This window comes from Clostridium sp. TJA032, assembly GCF_058310275.1.
This window is the reverse complement of record NZ_JBZEFB010000001.1, coordinates 719062-740324: the sequence shown is the minus strand read 5'-3', so window position 1 is coordinate 740324 and position 21263 is coordinate 719062. Positions and strand designations below refer to the sequence as shown.

The following is a 21263-nucleotide window of genomic DNA, read 5'->3' as shown; positions in this document are numbered from 1 at the left end:
TAATAAGTAGATTGTGTATTAAAAGAGCTTTTAAAGTTTTTATATACAATCTTCTTTATTTTTAGGAGGGATATTTATGGAAAGAAATATTGAAAAATCTTTAGGAAAAATTTTTAGACATTTTAAGGGAGACCTTTATTTAGTAGAAGGAATTGTTACTCATTCAGAAAGTGGAGAAAAGCTGGTTTTATATAGAGCTTTGTATGGTGATTGTGGCCAGTTTGTAAGACCTTATAATATGTTTTTAGAAAAGGTTAAAGAGGGAAAGGAAAATCCTACAGGACAAAAATATAGATTTGAAGAGGTTACTATTGAAAGCTTAAATAAAAGATAATATTTTATAACGTAATAGCTAAGAAAATTTTTAAAATTTTCTTAGCTATCTTTAATAAATAAGAGTTGTTACAGTTATTTACTATAACTAAAGATTAGTTTTAGAGAAATTTAAAACACTAAAATAATAACGCGTACATTTTAGAATTTAGTTTTAAATAAAGTCTCTAAGTAGAGAAATATAGGAACAGCTGCATAGATTAAATAACCCTACAAAAATATTATTGCCTAAAATATTAATTATATACTTTTAAAAATTTATTTTTCTTCACAGAAGGTTTTAGGCTTTATAAAGTTGTCTATAACAGGAACAAGTAAATTCATAAATATAATTGCATAGGAAACACCTTCAGGGTAACCACCAAAAATTCTTATTATAGTTGTAACAAGTCCGCAACCAAAGGCGAAAATTACTTGACCTTTTTTTGTCATAGGAGAAGTTGTATAATCAGTAGCCATAAAAAACGCTCCTAAAAATAATCCACCTGTAAATATTTCATAAAATCCATTTCCAGTGAATAGTCCATTTCTACCTATAACTGTAGTTAAAATCAAAACAGTACCTATATAGACTACAGGTATATGCCAAGTTATAACCTTTCTATAAAATAAATAAATTGCACCTATAAGTATAGCTAAAGCAGAAACTTCACCAATACACCCTGCAATGCTACCTAAAAACACATCACTTATAGGAGGCATGTTTCCTTGACCATTTTTTAAAAGAGTAAGTGGAGTTGCAGAGGCTATACCATCTATTGTAAAATTACCAAGGCTTTCAGGCCAGGCAGCTAATAAAAAGGCTCTACTAGCTAATACAGGATTCATAAAGTTACAACCTATCCCACCAAAAATTTGCTTAACTAAAACTATTGCTACAATAGAGCCAATAGAAGCAACCCAAAGGGGAGTATTTGCAGGTAAATTTAATGCAAGTAATAGACCAGTAACTATAGCACTTAAATCTTTTATAGTTATCTCTCTTTTTGTTACTCTTTGAAAGATATATTCAGATAATACTGATGATACTATACAGGTTAATATTACAAAAATAGCTCTTATACCAAAAATCAAAACCCCAACTAAGGAGGTTGGAATTAAGGCTATTAAAACATCTCTCATTATACTTTGAGTAGAAGGTTTATCCTTTATATAAGGAGCAGAATCCATTAAGAGATTTTCTTCTACTTTCTTTATATTTAAAGATTCCTTTGAATCCTCTTTTACAAAAACCATGCTTTCACCTCACTAATTTTGATTTTTTAAAGATTTCTTAGCTTTTTTTATATTTTTTACTAAGGAAATTTTAGCAGGACAAGAAAAAGAACAACATCCACATTCTAAACAATTCATTCCCCCAAGAGATTTAAATTCTTCTAAATCATTTTTTTCTATAACTTCATTTAATCTTTGAGGAATTAAATTCATAGGACATGAACATATACATTTTCCACATCTTATGCAGGAAGTACTTTTAAAATCTTCTGTATTATTTAAACATAAAATTCCTGAAGTTCCTTTAGTAATAGGAGTATTTAGTGAGTTTATAGAAGTACCCATCATAGGACCACCTAAAATTATTTTTCTTGGTTCTTTTTTAAATCCATCACAAAACTCTATTATATCTTTAATTGGAGTTCCTATTTTAACTTTTAAATTTTTAGGTGTTTTTATTGCATCACCTGTTACAGTTATGATTCTTTCTGTTAAAGGTATTCCTTCTATAAAACTTTTATACATTTGATATATAGTAGATATATTAAATACAATACAGCCTAAATCTAAAGGAAGTTTTTTTGGAGGAATTTTTATTTTTGTAAGAGCATATATTAAATGTTTTTCAGAACCTTGAGGATATTTAGTTTTTAATTTAAAGACTTTTATTTTTGAATTTTCCTTTAAGTTTGATTTGAAAATTTCTATAGCATCTAATTTATTATCTTCAATACCTATGTAAATTAGAGCTTTAGGAAAATAATTAGATAAAATTTCTAAAGAGGTTATTATTTCCTTTGTGTAATTTGTCATAACCTTATAATCACAGGTTAAATAAGGTTCGCATTCAGCTGCATTTATTATTAAGTACTTAACTTCCTTGTCTTTTTTTATATTAAGTTTTACATGAGAAGGAAAGGTAGCACCACCAAGACCAACTATTCCATTTTCTCTTACTAAGGAAATTAAGCTTTCTAAGGGCATATCTTTAGAAAATTTTAAATTATCTTTAGGAATAGATTCATATTTGAAATCATTTTCTATAATTATTGAATTAACTTTAATATTATCTTTATAAGTAATTTCTTTTATATCCTTTACAAAGCCAGATACACTAGAATGAATAGGTGAGGATATATATTCTTTAGAATCTGCTATCTTTTGATTTAATAAAACTCTTTCTCCAATTTCAACTAAGGGTGAACAAGGACTTCCTATATGTTGAGAAAGTGGAAATATAAGTTCTTCTTTAGGAGAAAAACTTTCTATATCTTTATTTTTTGTAAGTTCTTTATTATAAGGTAAATGTAGTCCTTTTTTAAAGGTAAAAAGACTCATGCACATACATCCTTTCATTATAATATTCCTTGTTTTAATACTATGAATAAACTTTTTAATAAATTACATATTTTTAGTTAATTAGCTTTTATATTAAATTTAATAATTTTATAGGAAATAAGTAAAAAAATACTTTAATTATTTTTATATGAAAAAATAATTAAAAATTTGAGTTTAATTAAATTTGAAAGTGTAAAAACATAAGGGTATAATAGTTGTGTTAATAAAATGAAAAATAAGGAGGGGAAGGCTTTGATTAATGAGAGTACTAAAACGGTACTGTCCCATAGAAAAGACTTAAGGTTTAAGCTAGTTTTAGAAGGTGCTATTATAGGGCTTGTATGTTCACTAGTACTAGTCTTAAATAGAGTCATTGTAAGTTATTTATTTCCACTTTTTAAAAAGCTTTATGCCTTTGCTACTTTAAGTGTAGGAAATATGCTAATAGTCTTAGCTATTTTAGCAATTTTAGGTGCTTTAGTAGGATTTATGGTTAGAAGAGAGCCTATGATTTCAGGTAGTGGTATTCCACAGGTTGAAGGTGAATTAATAGGTAAGCTAAAGATGAATTGGGCAAGAATATTAATATATAAATTTTTAGGAGGAGTAATTTCACTAGGTGCAGGTTTATCCTTAGGAAGAGAGGGCCCTTCAGTACAGATGGGGGCTGCAATAGGTGAAGGATTTAGCAAGTGTTTAAAGAGAGTAAATATAGAGAAAAAGTATTTAATAACATCAGGGGCTTCTGCAGGACTTGCTGCAGCTTTTAATGCACCTTTATCTGGTGTTATATTTGCTTTAGAAGAAGTACATAAAAGTTTTTCTCCTTTAGTTTTAGTTTCTGCTATGGCTGCATCTCTAGTTGCAGATTTTGTATCAAAACAATTTTTAGGTATGAATCCAAGTTTAGGAATTGAAAATGTTCCTGTGCTACCATTAAAATATTATTGGCTTTTAATAGTATTAGGAGTTGTTTTAGGAATTGGCGGTACAATTTTCTCAAAGGGGATTTTAAAAGTTCAAAGTTTTTATGGAAAATTTAAAAAGGTTCCTGTAGAAATTAAGGTTATGGTACCTTTTTTAATAACAGGATTATTAGGAATTTTTATCCCTATAATCTTAGGAGGAGGACATGAACTTATAATGGACTTGGTAACTAAAAGTTTTCCAGTAAAAATACTTTTAGCTTTACTTTTAGTTAAGTTTTTTTTAACAATTGTAAGTTTTGGTGCTGGTACTCCTGGAGGAATATTTTTTCCTTTATTATTATTAGGAGCAATAATTGGTAATATAGTTGGGTTATTAAGTTTTACAAGCTTAGGATTACCAAAGGAATATATAATAGATTTTGTAATTTTAGCTATGGCAGGAAATTTTGCTTCTATAGTAAAGGCGCCTATAACAGGAATAATCTTAATTACTGAAATGACAGGTTCCTTTGACCATATGTTAGCTTTATCTATTGTGGTAATAGTTTCTTATGTAACATCTGACATATTAAAGAGTGAGCCAATATATGAATCTTTATTAGAGAGATGGATAGAAAAAGCTGGAGTTAAAGTTGATGAACCTTCAAATAATAAAACTTTATTAGAATTTGGTGTTGAATTAGGAAGTGAAGCAGAAGGAAAGAAAGTTAAAAATGTTAATTGGCCAGAGGAAGCTTTATTAGTTGCTATAAAAAGAGGAAATAATGAATTTATTCCAAGAGGTTCAATTGAAATACAAAATGGAGATTACTTAGTTGTTATGGTAGATGAAAGTAATGCAAGTTCAGTTTTAAATAAAATTCAATCTTTAACTTCTGCAAAGGAAGAAATTTAATAGAAATTAAAAAATACACTAAGAAAAATATCTTAGTGTATTTTATTTATTATTTCTTTACTTTTTTCTTTTTTATTGAGTATCCAAAGGAGCCTAAGGGCTTTGAATTAAGACCAAAATATTCTCCATGACTATAGGATATAAGATTTGCTTTAGTAAAGTGAATTTTACCCTTCTCATCTATAAGAGTTTCATCTACTTTTACATTTACAACTTCAAATAAGAACATGTCATGAGTTCCTAAAGGAGTTATAGATTTTAATTTGCACTCTAAGGCAACAGGAGCTTTTTCAATAGAAGGAGTACTTATGGAAACTCCTTTACTAAGAGCATATCCAAAATGTTTAATTTTGTCTACTTTTCTTCCTGATTTAACTCCACAAAAATCAACAAACTTAACCATATCTCTACAAGGTAAATTTATAACACATTCCTTACTTTCTTTTATGTATTCATGGGATAATCTTTCTGGTCTTATTCCCATTGCTATTATTGGCGGTTTAGTACAAACAGTACTAACCCATCCTACAGTAAAAGCATTTATTTTATCTTCTTTATTTTTAGATGTAACAAGAACTACGGGAGTAGGATTTAACATTACACTTCCTTTAAAATTAAGTTTTTTCATAGTTATCTCCTTTATTTATATTAAAATCTTTAGTTTTTTTTAATTTAAGACTTTAAAATTATAACATGAAAAATTTATATATAAAACTAAAGATTATAATATTTTTTCTTTTTAGTGAAATAATATTTATTATTTATATTATTTTAGAGAGGATATTTTTATGAGAAAAAAATTTGTATTATTAATTATTTTTATAATGATTTTAAATTTGATTTTAGCAAGGGAGATAGTTTCTGCAAAGGATAAAGAAAAATTTACTATATGTATTGATGCAGCTTATCAAGAGGATTATGATAAGGATATTAATTTTATATCATCTTATTATGAAAATAGAAATTTTAAAGTTCCCTTAGAAACAAGAGGAGTTTTTACTAAAAATAAAGAATATGAAATAAATTTAGAGGTAGCTTTAATTTTGAGAGAGCTTTTAAATAAAGAAGGATATAAAGTTTTTATGACTAGAGAGAGAAATAAGGTTTATTTAAGTGATAAAGATAGAGCTAATATAGGAAATAAATCAGGAGCTGATATTTTAATAAAACTTTATTGCGATAGAAGTGATGATTTTAAAAAAAGAGGAGCTTCAATTTTAATTCCTTCTTTAAAGAGTTGTAAAAACAATAATTTTGATGATTTATACAAAAATAGTAGAAATTATAGTGAAATATTAAATGAAACCTTAAGAGAAGGAGATATAAGGGTAAATGGTATTTTTGAAAGAAATAATATTAGAGGATTTGAGTTTTCAAAAGTTCCTGTAATAATTTTAAGAATGGGATTTATGAGTAATTTAGAAGAGGATGTTTTGCTAGGAAATAAATTGTATCAAGAAAAGTTAACTAATTTAATAGTTAAATCTTTAAAAAGATATAAAGAAACTTTATAGTTTAGAACCTACTAAAGCTTAGAAGAAAATAAATTTATAATTTTCATAAGCTTTTAGTAGGTTTTATATTTAAATTTAATAATAAACATCAATTAGATGGAAAGAAATATTAGAGTTACTCCAACCTAAATCAAAGGGAACAAGAAGTCTATCAGTATTATGACAGGTTACTAAAGGATACCCTTTGCTATCTAAACCTGTAACAGTTGATATATGCGTTATTCGGCCATTTTTTTCATAGGCTACAAAATCACCAGGTCTTAAGTTGTAAGCTTCTTTATATATTTCTGGATATTTTCCTTTAGCTATATAGGAAGCCCTTCCACTATTAATCATATAATTTTTAAAAGCTTGTGCATTTACCCAAGCTTTAGAACCTTCTTTTCCATTATAGTTCCATGTAGAATTTTTTCTAAAGCCTCCACCTTCAAAAAGTATTTGAGAAGCAAAATTTGCGCAATCTCCTCCTTCATCATTGAAATTTTTATAAGCTTTATTATATTTAAAAGTTTTTTCATTATTTAAAGGAACTCCACAATAAGAATGAGCATAATCTATTGCCTTTTTAGTCCTTTCATCAGGGGTATAAGGAGTAGGTGTGCTTTTTAATATATAAGATTTAATTTCTTCTGAATTTATATTTTTTAAATCAAGAGAGTCTGAAAAAGGGTCTGTATACCATTCTTTAGTTATAATATATTTGTTATCTTCGTTTTTTAAGGTAAGATAATGATAGGTTCCTAAAGTAAATTTATTATAATTAAGAGGTTCATTTAAATAGTAATATGTAAATTCACTAGAAAGGGAACATATTATTTCATAAAGACCATTTTCAGTTTTTTTAATTTTAATAATTTCACTAGTTGAGTTTATATCATTAAAATTAATACCTTGTTTTTCAGACCAGCTATTTAAATACTTAATTTTTTTAATTTCTTTTTCATAGGCAAAAAGGCTAGTTTTTTTATTTAGGTCATAAAGTGTTTTTAAAGCTTCTAAATTATTATTTAGTATTGTTTTATTTCTAAAATTAAAAATATCTTTTAAAACTAAACTAAATTTATCCTTTAAGATATCTTCCTTATCCTTTGAAGGTTCTTCTAAAAAATAAAGGGCTTCTTTAGGAATTTTATTTTCCTTATGATTTATAATTGATTTAATTGAGAGTATTACTATTATGCTTAATAATATTCCTAATAATATTAATTTTTTTCTTTTCATCAATTCCTCCTAATTTAATATATAATTTAATAATCTATATGATAGATAAAGATAAAAAATAATAAGTAAATATAAATGTTAAATAATAAAACATATATACTTTTATTATTTATGAATTATTGGTAAAATTAAAAAGTAATAAAAGCGTAAAGGAGAATTACATAAGATGAAATTAGTAAAAGGAAAGGTCTCATTTATAAGAAGTATTTTTGCATGTTTTATTTTCCCTCTTGTAATCGGATACTTCTATACATATTTAAATCCAGCATGGTTTTTAACAAATCAAGGCATTGGGTTAGTTTTAGGAATATTACTTATACTTAGAGGTCTTTTTGAAAAGTCTGTAGCTAAAAATATAAGAAATGCAAAAATAAGCTTTTTAGGTGGGGGGGCTATAACTTTATATGTAATTGCAAGATATATTGGAATTTTGTAATTTATAAATAAACTTTTAATTTTAAAATAAGAATAATATTAAGTTAAAAAAGAAATGATATATTAAGGTATCATTTCTTTTTTTATTTAAAAGTATATAGTTTTATGTTTTTAAATAGGGAGAATTAGTTAAAAACTTTTTAATAAAGGTTAATTATGGTACAATTATTAAAATAAGCATATTAAAAATACCTTTTAAGGGGAGTGTGAAAGATGGATTTTAAAGAGAATAATATTTATAGCGGTTTTAAACTTTTAGACATAAAAAAAATAGATGAAATAGGCGGTTTAGCTTTAACCTTTCAACATGAAAAAACTAAGGCTAAGTTAATAAAAATATTAAGTGAAGATGATAATAAATGTTTTGCAATAGGCTTTAGAACACCACCAGAAAACAGTACTGGTGTTCCTCATATTTTAGAGCATTCAGTTTTATGTGGTTCTAGAAAATTTAATACAAAAGAGCCTTTTGTAGAACTTTTAAAGGGTTCTTTAAATACTTTTTTAAATGCAATGACCTATCCAGATAAAACAATATATCCTGTAGCATCAAGAAATGATAAAGATTTTATGAATCTTATGGATGTTTATTTAGATGCTGTGCTATATCCTAACATATATAAGCATAAAGAAATATTTATGCAAGAAGGATGGCACTATTACATAGAGAATAGAGAGGATGAATTAAAATATAATGGTGTTGTTTATAATGAAATGAAAGGGGCCTACTCTTCACCAGACTCTATACTTTATAGAGATATAGCTAAAACAATATATCCAGATACTTGTTATGCTTTATCTTCAGGAGGAGACCCTGATAAAATACCAGATTTAACTTATGAAGAATTTTTAGATTTTCATAAAAGATATTATCATCCGTCAAATTCTTATATTTTCTTATATGGAAATGGAGATACAGAAAAAGAATTAGAGTTTATAAATGAAGAATATTTAAAAAACTTTGAATATAAAAATATAGACTCAAGAATTAAGGAACAAAAAGCTTTTGCTTCTATGAAAGAAGAAGTTTTTAATTATGGTATAGCTGAAAATGAAGATTTAAATGATAAAAGTTATTATAGTTTAAATTTTGTAATTGGAGATTCTACAGAGGGAGAGCTTACTTTAGCCTTTGATATCTTAGCCTATATTTTAACTAGAAGCACAGCTGCACCTTTAAAGAAAGCTTTAATAGATTCTGGTATAGGAAAGGCAGTATCTGGAGAATTTGACAGTTCAACTAAACAATCAACTTTTGCGATATTAGTTAAAAATTCTAAATTAAATAAAGAAGAAGAATTTAAAAAGATAGTTATGAATACCTTAGAAGACTTAGTTAAAAATGGTATTGATAAGGAGCTTGTAGAAGCTTCTATAAATAGAGTAGAGTTTGAATTAAGAGAAGGAGATTTTGGCTCTTACCCTAAGGGGCTTATATACTATTTGAAAATTATGGATAGTTGGCTTTATGAAGGGGAGCCTTATGTTCATTTAGAATATGAAAAAAATCTAGAAAAAATAAAATCAGCTTTAACTAGTAATTACTTTGAGAATTTAATTGATAAATATATACTAAAAAATAATCATGCTTCTTTAGTAGCGCTTCATCCTAAAAAAGGAATAAATGAAGAAAAGGCTTTAAAACTAAAAGAAAAGCTACAGAATATAAAAGAATCTCTTAGTGAAGAAGCTTTAGATGAAATAATAGAAAATTGTAAAAAGTTAAAAGAAAGACAAAGTACCCCTGATAAAAAGGAAGATTTAGAAAGTATTCCTATGTTATCTTTAAAGGATATAGATAAAGAAGCTATAAAGATACCTGCTGAAAAGAAGGAAATAGAAAAAATCTTAACCTTACATCATGATTTTCAATGTAATAAAATAGACTATGTTAATTTTTTCTTTAAGACTAGAACAGTTTCTATGGAATTAATACCATATGTTAGCTTGTTATGTGATATTTTAGGTAAATGTGGTACAGAGAATTATGATTATTCTAAATTATCAAATTCTATTAATATTAATACAGGAGGAATAAGTTTTGGTGCTATAACCTTTGCAAACTTAAAGAAAAATGATGAGTTTAATCCTTATTTAGAGGTTTCTTATAAAGCTTTAAGTAGTAAGGGAGAAAAAGCAATAGAATTAGTTGATGAAATTATAAACAAAACTAATTTAGATGATATTGATAGAATTATGCAAATAATAAATGAAAAGAAAGCTAGACTAGAAGGAGCTATTTTTGATAGTGGTCATAGAATAGCTATGAAAAAAGTTTTATCTTATTGCACTTCTAGAGGAGCCTATGATGAAAAGATAAGTGGTCTTAATTATTATGACTTTTTAGTTAATTTAGATAAAGAAGATAAGGAAACTATATGTAATAATTTAAAAAAGGTAAGAGAGTTAATATTTAATAAAAAGAATATGCTTATAAGTTATTCAGGAAGAGAAAAAGAATATGATAAATTTAAAAAAGATGTAAGCTTATTAATAAAAAATATTAGTGATAAAGAATTTGAAGAAAAAGAGTATAACTTTAGTTTAGGAAATAAAAATGAAGGGCTTATTCTTCAAGGGGATGTAGATTATGTAGCTAAAGGTGGAAATTACAAAGATAAAGGATATAAATATTCAGGGGTTTTATCTTTATTAGAAAGTATTTTAGGTTTTGATTATTTATGGAATGCTGTAAGAGTTAAGGGAGGAGCTTATGGCGTTTTCTCTAACTTTAGAAGAGATGGAGGGGCTTATATAGTTTCTTATAGAGACCCTAATATAGAAAGTACTTTAGAAGCTTATGATAATATACCTAATTATTTAAATAACTTTAAGGTAGATGAGAGAGAATTAACTAAATATATAATAGGAACTATAAGAAAGTATGACCAACCAATAAGTAATGGAATAAAAGGTGATTTAGCAGTTTCTTATTATTTAAGTAATTTTACTTATGAAGATTTACAAAAAGAAAGAGAAGAAATAATAAATGCAGATTGTGAAAAGATAAAAAGTTTTGCACCTATGATTAAAGAATTAATGAAGGAAAATTATATCTGTGTTTTAGGAAATGAAGATAAAATAAAAGAAAATAAAGAGTTATTTAGTGAAATAAAAAATGTAATAAAATAATTTTTAGTATTTAAATTATCTTTATAAATTTTTAGACCTTATATTTAGAAAAAACTTCTAGATATAAGGTCTTTTTTCTTTTGTAATAAAAGACTAAAATAAAATATGATATAATATAGGTTACTGTACATAGAAAGGGAGAAATATATAAATGGATTTTGTGGCAATAGACTTTGAAACTGCTAATGAAAAAAGAAATAGTGCCTGTTCTATAGGATTAGCAATTGTTAAAAATGATAAAATAATAGAGGAAAAATATTTTTTAATAAAGCCTTGTGAAATGAGGTTTTTACCTATGAATATATGGATACATGGCATAAGACCAGAGGATGTTAAAGAGGAAAGAAATTTTAAAGAAATTTGGAAAGAAATTAGAGATTATATAGATGGAGCTTTTGTAATTGCCCATAATGCATCCTTTGATATTAGTGTTCTTAGGAAAACTTTAGATTTTTATGGTATAGAGTATCCTAATTTTAAATATGCTTGTACTGTTGTTATGGCAAAAAATTATTATAAAAACTTACCAAATCATAAATTAGGAACTGTAAGTGAAGCTTTAGGTTTTGAATTTTCTCACCATCATGCAGGAGAAGATGCAAGAGCTTGTGCTAATATTTTGATGAATATATGCAAAGATTTAGATATATCTTCAATTGAAGAACTTTCAAAAAAGTTATCTATAAGAATTGGAGAAGTATATAATGGAGGATATAAATCTTCGGGAAGATTAGGGGAGTGTAAATACTCTAGTTTTTTAAAGCTTAAAGAAAATAAGGACAATAGAAATATATTAAAGTGTAAAAATGTGGTTTTTACAGGGCCTTTAAGTTCTATGTCTAGAGGAGAAGCTATAGGAAATGTAATAAGATGTGGTGGATTTGTTAAAAATTCAGTAAGTAGAAAAACTAATTATCTAATTACAGGTATTAAGGATTTAGCAAAGTTAAAAGAAAAGGAAAAAAGTTTAAAATTAAAAAAGGCAGAAAGTTTAATAAAAGAAAATTTTGATATTAAAATAATAAGTGAAGAGGAATTTTTATCTATAATAAAATAATTTTACTTATATTTTAAATAGTTTATTTACAATAAGCTTTATTATGCTAAAATAAGTTAGTAAAATTAATTAATTTATGCAATACTAGTATTAGCTAGTAAATATTTAAGTATAAATTTTAGAGGTGATTTAATGAATAAGTTATTTACTATAAGTGGGGTAGACTTTTTTTTAGAGGATTTTCAAGATGATATAAAGGAATTTCAGGATATAATACCTATATTACAAGATTTTCAAGAGGAATTAACCTTAGAAAAAATAAATTGTACAGATAAAAATGATTGTTGTTATAAAAGTAATGAAAATTATATAGGAGAATTAGTAGGGGCCTTAACAGAAGACGATGAATTTTATTCTTTAAAGGAATTAAGAAGTAATTATGATAAATTTAAAGATGAAATTTTATATCCTTTTGGAATACAAGTTTATAAATGTACAGCCTGCAATAAATGGATTATAAATTTATTAGAGGAGTAAATTTATAATTATGGAGAAGTTTAAGGAGAGTATTAAAGGGGTAGGGCATAAGGTTTCTAGCTATTACAAGAAATTTAAGGATAAAATTATAAAGGAAAGAGATCCAAAAATAATTTTACTTTGTATTTTAGCAGTAATTTTAATGATAGTTTTCTTATATGGAAATGTAAGTAGTAAAAAGAGAGATGTAATTGAGCAACTTTCTAATTCTTTAAGCAAAGGGAATGAACGAGCTTTAAGAAATTTAATAGAGGATGGAAATAAAAATTCAGGAATAACTAAAGAAGAATTAATACCTTATATTAACTTTTTTAAAGCAGATAAAAGTAGAATTAATAAGTTAGTTTACGCTTTAGAAAATGGAGATGAGCTTTATTCTACAAAGTTAGAATCTAAAAAAGGTTTTTTTGGAGAGAAGTGGTATGTTGATATTGAAAAGAAAAATCTTTTGGTTTCATCAAATTTTCCAGAAACAAATGTATATTTAGATAATAATTTTATAGGAACTACAAATAACAGTAAAAAATTAGAGATTCCTAATATTATGCCTGGAGTTTATAAGGTTAAAGTTGAAAAAAAGGCTTATAATTCTAATTTGAAAGAGGAAAAAGAGTTTATATTGATGGATGATAATAAGGTTGATATACCTTTAAAAGGTATGCTTGTTACTATAAAGAGTACCTTTGAAGATGGTGAAGTTTACATAAATGGAGAGGATTCTGGAATAAAGGTTAGAGATTTTAAGGATGTAGGACCTTTTCCAAAGGATGGTTCTACTTATTTAACAATAAAATGTAATACTCCATGGGGAGAAATTGAAAGTGATAAAGTGTATATAAAAGATCATCCCGATTTAAATATAGAATTAAATTTAAAAGATACTGTTATAAAAGATGACGTAGAGAAGGTTGTAAAAGAATTTTATGGAAGTGTATTTCAAGCTTTAAATTCAGAAAATAAAGGCGACATAAGAGATGCTAGAGAAAATGTAAAAGATACAGTATATAATATTTTAAGTCAAAAATATTTTCTTCTAAAAAATGATTATGACATAAGCGATCTTAAAATAAAGATGGAAAATAGTACTATAGAACAAAATAAGGGAATTTATGAGGCGAGAATTGTTGTAAATGTATCTTATAAAATAAAAAAGAAGATTTTAGGCATAGATATAAAAAGTGAATTTATGGAGAAGAACTTTTTTACTGATTTAAAATTTGAAAATGGAAAGTGGATAGTTTGTGAAGTGCAAAACTTTTCTTTACCAGGTTTAGAAAAAGATAATACTAAAGAGGAAAATAATTAAATAAAAAAGCTATATAAATTATTTTATATAGCTTTTTTATATTTATAAAGTTATAGCAGCATCAAGGGCAACTTCCATCATTTTTGTAAAAGTAGTTTGACGTTCTTCTGATGTAGTTTCTTCAGCTGTAATTAAGTGGTCGCTTATTGTAAGTATTGTTAAAGCATTAACTCCATATTTAGCAGCTAAAGTATATAAAGCAGCTGTTTCCATTTCAACAGCTAAAGTACCAAACTTAGCCCATTGTTTCCATGCTTCTGGATTATCATTATAAAAACTATCAGCTGTAAATACACTACCAACCTTTGGGTCGTATCCTTTTTCAACAGCTGTGTCATAAGCAGCTTTTAAAAGCTTAAATGATGCTGTAGGAGCAAAATCTAAACCATTAAATCTAACTTTATTTATTGCAGAATCAGTATGAGAAGACATAGCTAAAACTAAATCTCTAACCTTTATGTCTTCTTGCATTCCTCCTGCTGTACCTACTCTTATTAAGTTTTTAACACCATAATCTCTTATAAGCTCATTAACATAAATTGATATTGAAGGTACTCCCATACCAGTACCTTGAACTGATATTCTTTTTCCCTTATATGTTCCTGTATATCCTAACATTCCTCTAACTTCATTATAACAAACTGGGTTTTCTAAAAATGTTTCCGCTATAAATTTAGCTCTTAAAGGATCTCCTGGTAATAAAATTGTTTCAGCTATTTGACCTTCTTTTGCACCTATATGAATACTCATAAGTTACCTCCTCTTAATGTAAATGTTTTATAAGTAAATTTTATCATAAATAATGAAAAAATGCTAAAAATTATATAAATTTAAAATTAATATTAAGTAGTTAAAGAATATTTAATATGTTATATTAGTAAATAACAATTAAATTTTAAAAATCTTTTCAATATAATGAGGTGATAAATTTTGTTAAATATAGATAAAAGTGAAATAAAAGATACTTTAGAATATGAAAGTTTTGGAGAAAATGAATTTCCACTTAAATATTTAAGTGAAGAAGAGTTAAGAGAGTTAGGCTTTAAAAAAAGTTGTTGTGGAAGTTTAGGTGGATGTAATAAAAAAAATCATAGGAAATGTTTAGGTTGTTCTAAAAAGGGAGGAAGTAGTTGTTGTAAAAAATAATATTTTTAAATAAAAAATACATACTCAAAGGAGTATGTATTTTTATTTTATTATTTTCTTTTTTTTGCAACTTCTATATTAACAGTTCTCTTGTTAAGTTTTTTACCCATTGATTTTTTCATTATGTTATTTACAACATCAGAATCAACATTTGCAAAGCAGAAGTTTTCTTTTATATCTATATCTCCTACTTGTTTAGGACTTATTCTAGCAGTTTCTTTTAAGAAGTTTACAAGAGTTTTAGGTGTTATACCATCTCTTCTTCCAACTGACATAAATAATCTTGTTTCATCCATTACAGGAGCTTCTATAGAATTTGATGTATAATCAAAAGAAGATTCTTTATCAAATACTATTTTTAAAAGAGCAGCAGCTACATCTACTAAACTGTAATCTTCATCTAACTGAGTAGCTATTGGAATAAATTTTTGGAAATCTTCATTAGCTTCTTCTATAGTAGATTTTACAGAGTTTATTATATTATTATGTTTATTTTGGAATATTTCATCAACTGTAGGGACAGCTTTTCTTATTATTTTACTTTTAGTATGCTTTTGAATTTGTTTAAGCATCATATATTCTTTTGGAGTAACTAAAGAGTAAGCAACTCCTTCTCTATTTGCTCTACCAGTTCTTCCGATTCTATGCACATAACTTTCGTTATCTTGTGGTAGGTCATAGTTTATAACATGAGTTACGCTTTCTACATCTATTCCTCTAGCTGCAACATCTGTAGCAACTAAGAAGTCTAAGCTACCTTCTTTAAATTTTCTTAAAGTTTGAAGTCTATGGTTTTGGCTCATATCTCCGTGCATACCTTCAACCATATATCCTCTAGCTTGCATTTTTTCTACAACTTCATCAACACCTTTTTTAGTTTTGCAGAAAATTATTGCAGCATTTGGCTCATCAAAATCTAAAACTCTACAAAGAGTTTCAAATCTATCTCTATGTTTTATTTCGAAATAAAATTGCTCTATTTTTGAAACTGTTAAAGAACTTTTCTTTATTGCGATGTGCTTTGTATCTTCTTTCATGTAATTTCTAGCTAATTTCTTAATTTGTGGAGGCATAGTAGCAGAGAATAAAAGTGTTTGTCTATCAGTTTTTAAGGATTTAACAATTTCTTCTAAATCATCAATAAATCCCATGTTTAACATTTCATCAGCTTCATCTAAAACTAAGAAGCCTATATCATTAAGAGGTAAACTCTTTCTTCTTATTAAATCTAGCACTCTACCTGGTGTTCCAACAACTATATCAACGCCATTTTTTAATGCTCTTATTTGTCTATCTATTGGTTGGCCACCATATATTGGTAAAACAGAAAGCTTTTCATGTTTTCCAAGTCTTACAAGTTCTTCGTTAACTTGTATAGCAAGCTCTCTAGTTGGTGCTAAAATAAGTGCTTTTGGAGATTTTTTCTTTCCAGAAAAATTCGCATTATTTATTATGGCACATCCAAAAGCAGCTGTTTTACCAGTACCAGTTTGAGCTTGACCGATTATATCGTGTCCTTCTAGGGCTACAGGAATACTTTCAGCTTGTATTTGGGATGGTTCTTCAAATCCCATATCTTTTATAGCTTTAAGTAAGCTTTCCTTAAGACCTAAGTCGTCAAATTTTATATTGTTCATTCTTTATCCTCTTTCTTTTTGTATATTTTTAGTTTTTAAAATTTATTTTATTTTTAAAATTCTCACAATCAAACAAAGCTTATCATAACATAGTATCTCCATATAAGCAAATGGTATTATTTAAAATAAAAATTTAAAGAGTTTATTTAAATGTTTACTATAAGGTATAATAATGAAAAGAAAATAGGAAAGGAGAATTTAATTTGGAAGTTGGAATTTCTTCAGCATGTTTTTATCCAGATTTTGAATTGGAAAAATCCATAAAGATAATGAAGAATTTAGGTTTTAATAGTGGAGAATTATTTTTAAACACATATTTTGAATATGGAGAAGAATTTTTAGAAAGATTAATTTATGAAAAGAATAGATATAATTTTAATATAAAATCAGTACATTTTTTTTCATCTATGTATGAGCCATATTTATTTGATAAATATGAAAGAAGAAGAAAAGATGCCTTAGAAATTTTTAAAAGTATATGTAAAGCTACTAATAAATTAGGTGCATCATCTTATACCTTTCATGGAATGAAAAAAGAAGGCTATAAAGATATAAATAAAAAGAGAGTTTTAGATATATACAATGAATTAAATTATATAGCTAGAGAAAATAACATATATTTGTCACAGGAAAATGTTTCTTGGTGTATGTCTTCAAATTTAGATTTTTTAAAATATATAAAAGAGAATTTAAAATATGATATGAAGTTTACCTTTGATATAAAACAGGCCTATAAAAGTTTTGAAGAACCTTTAAAATATATAGATATAATGGGTAAGGATTTAATAAATTTTCATATAAATGATAGAGATGAGAAAAATATTTGTCTTCTTCCAGGAAAGGGTAAAGTTGATTATAAAAGTATAATTAAAGGACTTAAAAAAATAGACTATAAAGGGCCATTAATAATAGAAGTTTATAGAGATAATTTTAAAAATTACGAAGAATTAAAAGTTGTTAAAGATTTTATAGAAAAAAAACTACTATTATGATAAAATGTATAAATGTAAGAATAAAATAAAAGAAATATTTGATAAAAAAAGAAATTATATGTTATAATTGCCTAGGTTAATTCACAATTTAGGAATTAAAAGGCTATTTACAGGAGGAATATACAATGGAAGCTAAAATGAACAAAATAGACACAAACCTTGTTGAATTAGAAATTAAAGTTGATGCTAAGGACTTTAACGAGGCCTTAAAGAAATCTTATAATAAAAACTCAAAGAAGTTTAACGTACCAGGATTCAGAAAAGGAAAAGTTCCAATGAACATGGTAAAAAAATTCTATGGAGTTGAAGTTTTATTTGATGATGCTATAAATACTTGTATAGATAAAACATATGGAGTTGCTTTAGATGAAAACAACATAAAGCCTGTTGATTATCCACAAATAGAAGTAGTAGAGGTTGGAGAAGGAAAAGACTTAATATATAAAGCAAAAGTTACAACTTATCCAGAAGTTACTTTAGGAGATTATAAAGGATTAGAAGTTGAAGAAGTATCTTATGAAGTAAATGATGAAGATATAGAAAAGCAATTAGCTGATATGCAAGCTAGAAACGCTAGAGTTGAAACTAAAGAAGAAGGAACAGTTGAAAATGGAAATATAGCTGTTATCGACTTTAAAGGATTTATAGACGGTGTAGCATTTGAAGGTGGAGAAGGAAAAGATTATCCATTAGAAATAGGTTCAGGAAGTTTCATAGATAACTTTGAAGAACAATTAGTTGGCTTAAAGGTTGGAGAAAGTAAAGAAGTTAATGTAACATTCCCAGAAGCTTACGGAAGAGAAGAGTTAAATGGTAAACCAGCTAAATTTGATGTTACTGTAAAAGAAATCAAAGTTAAAGAATTACCAGAGTTAGATGATGAGTTTGCTAAAGAAGTTTCAGAATTTGATACATTAGAAGAATTAAAAGCTAACTTAAAAGAAAAAGCTAAAAAAGCTAATGAATTAAGAGCTAAGAGAGAAATGGAAGAAAAAGTTATAAACACTGTAGTTGATAACGCAAAAGTAGAAATTCCAGAAGCTATGATAAACAGAGAAGTTGACAACATGGTAAGAGATTTAGAAGTAAGATTAGGACAACAAGGCTTAAGCTTAGCTCAATACTATGAGTTTACTGGAAGCACTGAAGAAAAAATGAGATCTTACATGAAAGAAAATGCTGAAAGAAAAGTAAAAACTGACTTAGTTATGAATGCTATAACTGAAAAAGAAGCTATAGAAGCTACTGAAGAAGAGTTAAAAGCTAAAGCTGAAGAAGTTGCTAAAATGTATGCAAATGGAGCAGAAACTGAGAAAATGGTAGACTTATTATTAAACGCTCAAAGAGCTGCTTTAGAGTTAGATGTTAAAAGAGAAAAAACTTTAAAAATGTTATTTGAAGCTTTAAAATAATAAATAAATTAACTTTCAGATAATTGCCAGGAAATATTTCTTGGCAATTATTTTAAAATTAAAAGTTTATTTAGAAAAAGACTAATTAACAAATCTTTATTTTTTTTATATAATAATTATGATAATGTATGTTTTTTATAAATATATGGCAATATTATAATTAGAGTTTTTTTAAAAGGAGGGAATTTAATGAGCAATTTAGTGCCTATGGTAGTTGAACAAACAAGTAAAGGTGAAAGAAGTTATGATATATTTTCAAGATTATTAAAAGATAGAATAATAATGTTAAGTGGAGAGGTAAATGACGTAACGGCTAATCTTGTTGTTGCACAACTATTATTTTTAGAAAGTGAAGACCCTGATAAAGATATATATCTTTACATAAATTCACCAGGAGGTTCTATAACTTCTGGTATGGCAATTTATGATACTATGCAATATATAAAGCCTGATGTATCTACAATTTGTATAGGTATGGCTGCTTCTATGGGAGCCTTTTTATTATCTTCAGGGGCAAAGGGTAAGAGATTTGCACTTCCAAATGCTGAGATTATGATACACCAACCTTTAGGTGGATTCCAAGGTCAAGCTACTGATATAGATATTCATGCAAAGAGAATATTAAAAATAAAAGATAAATTAAATCAAATTTTAAGTGAAAATACAAATAAACCTCTTGAAAAAATAAAAGTGGATGTGGAAAGAGATTACTTTATGGAAGCATCAGAAGCAGTAGAATATGGATTAATAGATAAAGTTATAGAAAGAAAATAATTTATAGCTTAAATCTTATGGAAAGTTGAGGTGGATAAGATGGGAAAATTTGAAGATAAGAAGCAATTAAGATGTTCTTTTTGTGGTAAAAGTCAGGAGCAAGTTAAAAGATTAATAGCAGGTCCTGGAGTATATATATGTGATGAATGTATAGAGCTTTGTTCAGAAATTATAGAGGATGAATTTGAAGGCAATACAGAAACATCACCATTAGAAGCTAGCAACCTTCCAAAGCCACAGGAAATAAAAAGTTATTTAGATCAATATGTTGTTGGTCAAGAAAGAGCTAAAAAATCATTAGCAGTAGCTGTTTATAATCATTATAAAAGAATAAATGCAAACAAATCAGAAGATGAAGTTGAATTACAAAAGAGTAATATACTTTTACTAGGACCTACAGGTTCAGGTAAAACTTTACTTGCACAAACCCTTGCTAAAATGTTAAATGTACCATTTGCAATAGCTGATGCTACAACATTAACAGAAGCTGGTTATGTTGGTGAAGATGTTGAAAATATACTTTTAAAGTTAATTCAAAATGCAGATTATGATGTTGAGAAGGCTGAAAAAGGTATAATATATATAGATGAGATTGATAAAATAGCTAGAAAATCAGAAAATCCATCTATTACAAGAGATGTTTCAGGAGAAGGTGTTCAACAAGCCTTATTAAAAATTTTAGAAGGAACAACTGCTTCAGTACCGCCACAAGGAGGTAGAAAACATCCACATCAAGAGTTTATACAAATAAACACTTCAAATATTTTATTTATATGTGGTGGAGCTTTTGATGGAATAGATAAGATAATTGAAAAAAGAGAAACTAAAAGTTCTATAGGCTTTGGAGCTGATGTTAAGGGTAAAAATGAAAAGAATGTTGGCGAACTTTTAAAAGATATAATGCCTGGAGATTTATTAAAATTTGGATTAATACCTGAATTTGTAGGAAGATTACCAGTTTTAGTAACTTTAGAAGCCTTAGATAATGAAGCTTTAGTAAGCATATTAACAAAGCCAAAGAATGCTTTAGTTAAGCAGTATAAAAAGTTATTTGAATTAGATAATGTAAAGCTAGAGTTTACAGAAGGGGCTTTAAAAGCAATTGCAGATGAAGCTATAAGTAGAAATACAGGGGCTAGAGGTTTAAGAGCTATAGTAGAAGAAACTATGATGGATATAATGTTTGATATTCCTTCAGATGAAAATATAGTAAAAGCTACTATAACAGAAGAAACTATAAAAGATAAGAAGCCACCAATAATTGAAAGACTTCCAGAAGGTGAAGTTAGACCAAATTTAGTAGCTGAGAAAAAAAGTAAGAGTAAAAAAGATATAGAAACAGCTTAATTTTAAAAGATGCATAGTAATTGTGCATCTTTTTTATTTATAGTTTTTTGGAATATACTCATAAATTTAGGAGAATACTAAGCCTAAGAAAGGATGGTATTTA

At 26.6% G+C, this 21263-nt stretch carries 19 protein-coding genes; 13 read left to right on the top strand and 6 right to left on the bottom strand.

Translation table 11 applies throughout. The annotated features are described in order from the left end of the window. Positions 1-76: 76 nt before the first annotated feature. Positions 77-334: a DUF1653 domain-containing protein gene (locus tag AC4FRL_RS03345; RefSeq protein ID WP_491138722.1), complete on the top strand. Its 258-nt coding sequence runs from the start codon at positions 77-79 to the stop codon at positions 332-334. Positions 335-591: 257 nt separating this feature from the next. Here AC4FRL_RS03345 and AC4FRL_RS03340 read toward each other — a convergent pair whose 3' ends face one another. Both AC4FRL_RS03340 and rsxC read right to left on the bottom strand, forming a co-directional pair. Next, positions 592-1569 (bottom strand): RnfABCDGE type electron transport complex subunit D, encoded by a 978-nt coding sequence (locus tag AC4FRL_RS03340; RefSeq protein ID WP_491138721.1) that lies wholly within the window; start codon positions 1567-1569, stop codon positions 592-594. Positions 1570-1581: 12 nt separating this feature from the next. After that, positions 1582-2886: an electron transport complex subunit RsxC gene (gene rsxC, locus AC4FRL_RS03335; protein WP_491138719.1), complete on the bottom strand. Its 1305-nt coding sequence runs from the start codon at positions 2884-2886 to the stop codon at positions 1582-1584. Between the two features lie 252 nt (positions 2887-3138). Between rsxC and AC4FRL_RS03330 the strand changes: the two genes are divergently transcribed. Further along, positions 3139-4710: a ClC family H(+)/Cl(-) exchange transporter gene (locus AC4FRL_RS03330; RefSeq protein ID WP_491138717.1), complete on the top strand. Its 1572-nt coding sequence runs from the start codon at positions 3139-3141 to the stop codon at positions 4708-4710. Positions 4711-4759: 49 nt separating this feature from the next. Here AC4FRL_RS03330 and AC4FRL_RS03325 read toward each other — a convergent pair whose 3' ends face one another. Then, positions 4760-5338, bottom strand: coding sequence for a flavin reductase family protein (locus AC4FRL_RS03325; RefSeq protein WP_491138716.1), 579 nt, complete (start codon positions 5336-5338; stop codon positions 4760-4762). A 160-nt stretch (positions 5339-5498) separates the two neighbouring features. Between AC4FRL_RS03325 and AC4FRL_RS03320 the strand changes: the two genes are divergently transcribed. Further along, complete coding sequence (locus AC4FRL_RS03320) at positions 5499-6224, top strand: N-acetylmuramoyl-L-alanine amidase (protein WP_491138715.1); 726 nt, start codon at positions 5499-5501, stop codon at positions 6222-6224. A gap of 75 nt (positions 6225-6299) precedes the next feature. On the opposite strand, the gene AC4FRL_RS03315 is transcribed toward AC4FRL_RS03320, so the two are convergent. After that, positions 6300-7445, bottom strand: coding sequence for an amidase domain-containing protein (locus AC4FRL_RS03315; RefSeq protein ID WP_491138714.1), 1146 nt, complete (start codon positions 7443-7445; stop codon positions 6300-6302). 166 nt (positions 7446-7611) lie between these two features. On the opposite strand from AC4FRL_RS03315, the gene AC4FRL_RS03310 reads away from it, so the two are divergent. From AC4FRL_RS03310 to AC4FRL_RS03290, 5 genes are all read left to right on the top strand, one after another. Then, on the top strand, positions 7612-7881 hold the full coding sequence (locus tag AC4FRL_RS03310; protein ID WP_491138713.1) for a hypothetical protein: 270 nt from the start codon (positions 7612-7614) through the stop codon (positions 7879-7881). 212 nt (positions 7882-8093) lie between these two features. Continuing rightward, positions 8094-11012, top strand: coding sequence for an insulinase family protein (locus AC4FRL_RS03305; RefSeq protein ID WP_491138712.1), 2919 nt, complete (start codon positions 8094-8096; stop codon positions 11010-11012). 151 nt (positions 11013-11163) lie between these two features. Then, positions 11164-12069, top strand: coding sequence for an exonuclease domain-containing protein (locus AC4FRL_RS03300; protein WP_491138710.1), 906 nt, complete (start codon positions 11164-11166; stop codon positions 12067-12069). Between the two features lie 132 nt (positions 12070-12201). After that, positions 12202-12546 (top strand): hypothetical protein, encoded by a 345-nt coding sequence (locus tag AC4FRL_RS03295; protein ID WP_491138708.1) that lies wholly within the window; start codon positions 12202-12204, stop codon positions 12544-12546. A gap of 10 nt (positions 12547-12556) precedes the next feature. After that, entirely contained in the window at positions 12557-13852 is a 1296-nt protein-coding gene (locus AC4FRL_RS03290) for a zinc ribbon domain-containing protein (RefSeq protein WP_491138707.1), read from the top strand. 42 nt (positions 13853-13894) lie between these two features. Here the strand turns inward: AC4FRL_RS03290 and deoD are convergent, their stop codons facing one another. After that, complete coding sequence (gene deoD, locus AC4FRL_RS03285; RefSeq protein WP_491138705.1) at positions 13895-14602, bottom strand: purine-nucleoside phosphorylase; 708 nt, start codon at positions 14600-14602, stop codon at positions 13895-13897. Positions 14603-14782: 180 nt separating this feature from the next. Between deoD and AC4FRL_RS03280 the strand changes: the two genes are divergently transcribed. Next, positions 14783-14998: a hypothetical protein gene (locus AC4FRL_RS03280; protein ID WP_491138704.1), complete on the top strand. Its 216-nt coding sequence runs from the start codon at positions 14783-14785 to the stop codon at positions 14996-14998. Positions 14999-15048: 50 nt separating this feature from the next. Here AC4FRL_RS03280 and AC4FRL_RS03275 read toward each other — a convergent pair whose 3' ends face one another. Further along, on the bottom strand, positions 15049-16635 hold the full coding sequence (locus tag AC4FRL_RS03275) for a DEAD/DEAH box helicase (RefSeq protein ID WP_491138703.1): 1587 nt from the start codon (positions 16633-16635) through the stop codon (positions 15049-15051). 203 nt (positions 16636-16838) lie between these two features. Here AC4FRL_RS03275 and AC4FRL_RS03270 point away from each other — a divergent pair, with 203 nt between their 5' ends. The 4 genes from AC4FRL_RS03270 to clpX all read left to right on the top strand — a co-directional run bounded on the left by AC4FRL_RS03270 (position 16839) and on the right by clpX (position 21160). Beyond that, positions 16839-17627, top strand: coding sequence for a sugar phosphate isomerase/epimerase family protein (locus AC4FRL_RS03270; RefSeq protein ID WP_491138702.1), 789 nt, complete (start codon positions 16839-16841; stop codon positions 17625-17627). A 125-nt stretch (positions 17628-17752) separates the two neighbouring features. Further along, positions 17753-19039, top strand: coding sequence for a trigger factor (tig, locus tag AC4FRL_RS03265; protein WP_491138700.1), 1287 nt, complete (start codon positions 17753-17755; stop codon positions 19037-19039). Positions 19040-19228: 189 nt separating this feature from the next. After that, positions 19229-19813 carry an ATP-dependent Clp endopeptidase proteolytic subunit ClpP gene (gene clpP / locus AC4FRL_RS03260; protein WP_491138698.1) on the top strand — a complete coding sequence of 195 codons (585 nt, stop codon included), beginning with the start codon at positions 19229-19231 and terminating at the stop codon, positions 19811-19813. Positions 19814-19852: 39 nt separating this feature from the next. After that, the gene (gene clpX, locus AC4FRL_RS03255; protein WP_491138697.1) at positions 19853-21160 is read left to right on the top strand and encodes an ATP-dependent Clp protease ATP-binding subunit ClpX; all 1308 of its coding nucleotides are present in this window, start codon (positions 19853-19855) and stop codon (positions 21158-21160) included. Positions 21161-21263: the final 103 nt, after the last annotated feature.